The organism is Streptomyces fuscigenes, from assembly GCF_021556455.1.
Lineage (GTDB): Bacteria > Actinomycetota > Actinomycetes > Streptomycetales > Streptomycetaceae > Streptomyces > Streptomyces fuscigenes.
Map to the genome: position 1 here is coordinate 1 of NZ_JAKGCV010000553.1, position 3,180 is coordinate 3,180.

Genomic DNA, 3,180 nt, shown 5'->3' on the forward strand with positions numbered 1-3,180 from the left:
CCGGGCATCCCCGCCCCGCGGCATCCCGCACCCGCGGCACCCGGCCTCCCGCCCTTGCGGGACGTACGGGCCCCGGGCGCGCCGGGCGCGGCCCGAAGGCACCCCGCCCCGGGGCGCCCGTCGCCCGAGCCCCGGGAGCACGAACGCCGTACCCGCGGCCCCGCCACCCCCGCGCCGCCCGCGGGCGGTTCGCGGGCAATGCCCTGCCCAGCGGATGCGGGCGAGGAGAACATCAGGGAAACACCGGGTCACATTTCCGCGACCGCCGGTTTCTCATCACAAATTAATCACACAATTGGTGCCTATATCCTGGGCGCTACAGGGCCCCGGACGCAGGGGCTTTCCGACGAAGTTGGGGCTTGGTGCATGTCCGTCAAGGTCAGCGTGGTCATTCCGGTGTACAACCCGGGCCCGTACATCGAGGACTGCATTGCGTCCCTGCTGCGGCAGAGCCTTCCCGACGACGCCTATGAGGCCATCTTCGTCGACGACGGATCCAGCGACGGCACCCCCGAACGGCTGGACCGCCTGGCCGCCGAACACCCCCACATGCACGTCGTGCACCAGGAGCCCTCGGGCTGGTCGGGACGCCCCCGCAACGTCGGAACCGACCGCGCCCGGGGCGAGTTCGTGATGTACGTCGACAACGACGACTGGCTCGGCGACGAGGCGCTGGAGCGGATGTACGACTACGGCGTGGCCAACGGCGCCGACATCGTCGTCGGCAAGATGGCCGGCAAGGGCAGGCCCGTCCCGCTGGAACTCTTCCGGGTGAACCGCCCGAAGGCGAACGTCGACAACGCCCCGCTGATCGACAGTCTCACGCCGCACAAAATGTTTCGCAAAGAATTCCTCGAAAAGCATCACATCCGCTTCAAGGAAGGCAAAAGACGACTCGAGGACCACGTCTTCCTCGCCGAAGCGTATCTCCTCGCCTCGTCCGTCGCGGTGCTGAGCGATTACGTGTGCTACTACCACGTAAAACGCGACGACGCCTCGAACGCGGGCTTCCAGCGCTTCGACCCGGTGGGCTATTTCAAGAACCTGCGCGAGGCCCTCGACGTCGTCGAACGCCTCACCGAGCCCGGGCGGCTGCGCGACAAGCTCTACCGCCGCTGGCTGCGCAACGAGATGGTGGAGCGGCTGCGCGCGCAGCGCTTCCTCGCGCTCCCGGAGGACTACCGCAAGGAGCTGTTCGACGAGATCCGCGCCGTGGTCACGGAGCGGATGGGCCCCGGCGTCGCGGCGGGTCTGCAGCCCACCCAGCAGGTCACGGCCGCGCTGATCACCACCGACCGCTTCGAGGACCTCGAGGCGTACGCGCGCTGGGAGGCCGGGATCAAGCCCACCGGGCGGCTGGAGAGCCTGGAGTGGGACGACGAGGGCCGGCTCGCCGTGGGCCTGACCGCCGAGTTCCAGCTCGACGGGTCGCCGCTGCCCTTCCGCACGGCCGGCGGGGAGCCGCGGCTCGAGCTGCCGTTCGACGCGGCGACCACCGACGTGCTGCGGGAGGCCGGGGCGAACATCCGGGCCACCGTCGACCAGGCACGGGTGGGCCTGGTCGTCCGCGAGCGCTCCAGCGCCGCCGAGTTCTACCAGCCCGTCGACTTCACCGTCGAACGGGTGCCGGTCGGCCCCCAGGGCGCGGACGGGGTCGGCGGCGAGGGGAAGCAGGCCGACGGTGCCTTCCGCATGGTCCTGCGGGCCCGTGCCACGCTCGACCCGGAGACGGCGACCGGCGGCGGCCCGCTCGGCGCCGGCATCTGGGACGTGTACGTGCGGATCATCGCCTGCGGCTGGTCCAAGGCCGTCCGCTTCGGGTCGGTGCGCGACGAGACCGTCGACAAGTCCCGCAGGGGCGCGCTCAGCGGCTCGCCGCGCAGGCTCGTACTGCCGTACTGGACCGAGGGATACGGCAACCTCTCGCTCGACGTGGACTGCGCGACCAACTGGATCGGCAAGGACCTCGCGCCGCTCGGACCGCAGGACCTCACGGTGCGCGAGAACCGGCTCCGCTTCCCCGTGCCCCTGCACACGGGCGGCGAGGAGGAGGCGCTGCTGCGCTTCCGGCCCGTGCGCAAGGGCGGCGCCCTGGAGGCCCACGCCACTCTGGCGCCCGGCGAGGGCGGTGCCGTGCTCGCGGCCCCACTCCCGGCCGAGAAGCTCGCCCGGGGCGTGTGGACCATCGACGTCGGCGTGCCCTCGGCCCGCCGGGGCGGCGCGCCCCGCTGGACCCCGCTGTCCGTGGGGGTGAAGGTCCGGGCCGACGGCCGGGCCTCGTTCGAGCCCGCCGCGTCCCTGACCCGGTCGGCGCGTCCCAGGTCGCTGCCGCGGCGGATCATGGGGAGGGTGCGCCGCATGTTCAGCGGGGCGTGAGGCGCGTCCGTACCCACCCGGCAGCATCGAACGAGAGAGCAGAGCCCATGCGACCCCTGTCCATCGAAGGCGCCTGGATCCACGAGCCCAAGGTCTTCCCCGACGACCGCGGCTCCTTCCACGAGTGGTTCCGCGCCTCCGACCTGCGCGACGCCGACGGCCACGAGCTGGAGCTCGCGCAGGCCAACTGCTCCGTCTCCCGGCGCGGGACGCTGCGCGGCATCCACTACGCGGACGTGCCGCCGAGCCAGGCCAAATACGTCAAGTGCGTGCGCGGTGCCGTCATCGACTTCATCGTGGACATCAGGACGGGCTCACCCACCTACCGCAGCTGGGAGGCCGTGCGCCTGGACGACCAGACGCACCACGCCGTGTACCTCTCCGAGGGGCTCGGGCACGCGTTCTTCGCTCTCAGCGACGACGCCACCGTCGTCTACCTGTGCTCCGCGGGCTACGCCCCCGAGCGCGAGCACGGCATCGACCCGTTCGACCCGGAGCTCGACATCGACTGGCCCGAGGGCATCGAGCCGCTGCTGTCGCCGAAGGACGCCGAGGCGCCCACGCTCGCGGAGGCGGAGCGGCAGGGCCTGCTCCCGTCGTACGAGGAGGCCAGGGCGTTTCGCGCGCAGCTGCGCGGCACCGCCGGCTGATCCCCGGCGGCCCGCGCCCGAGGCCCTGTCCAGCAGGTGAAAAGACGGGCCGCGGCCAGTGACCGTGCGCGTACGCTGACCGGCGCGAGACAGTGCCCGGCGCCCCGCGCCGCCCGCCCCGGTCCGCGCGCCGCGGCCGGCCGCGGCGCGCGGA

At 72.3% G+C, this 3,180-nt stretch carries 2 protein-coding genes; both read left to right on the top strand.

Going from position 1 to position 3,180, the window contains the following annotated elements:
- The first annotated feature begins 366 nt into the window (after positions 1-366).
- Entirely contained in the window at positions 367-2,376 is a 2,010-nt protein-coding gene (locus L1885_RS26130; RefSeq protein ID WP_235799632.1) for a glycosyltransferase family 2 protein, read from the top strand.
- 47 nt (positions 2,377-2,423) lie between these two features.
- The gene (gene rfbC / locus L1885_RS26135; protein WP_235799633.1) at positions 2,424-3,026 is read left to right on the top strand and encodes a dTDP-4-dehydrorhamnose 3,5-epimerase; all 603 of its coding nucleotides are present in this window, start codon (positions 2,424-2,426) and stop codon (positions 3,024-3,026) included.
- Positions 3,027-3,180: the final 154 nt, after the last annotated feature.

Excerpts from the sequence above, each read along its gene's own strand:
- rfbC (WP_235799633.1), top strand. The coding sequence starts at position 2,424 with ATGCGACCCCTGTCCATCGAAGGCGCCTGGATCCACGAGCCCAAGGTC.
- L1885_RS26130 (WP_235799632.1), top strand. The coding sequence starts at position 367 with ATGTCCGTCAAGGTCAGCGTGGTCATTCCGGTGTACAACCCGGGCCCG.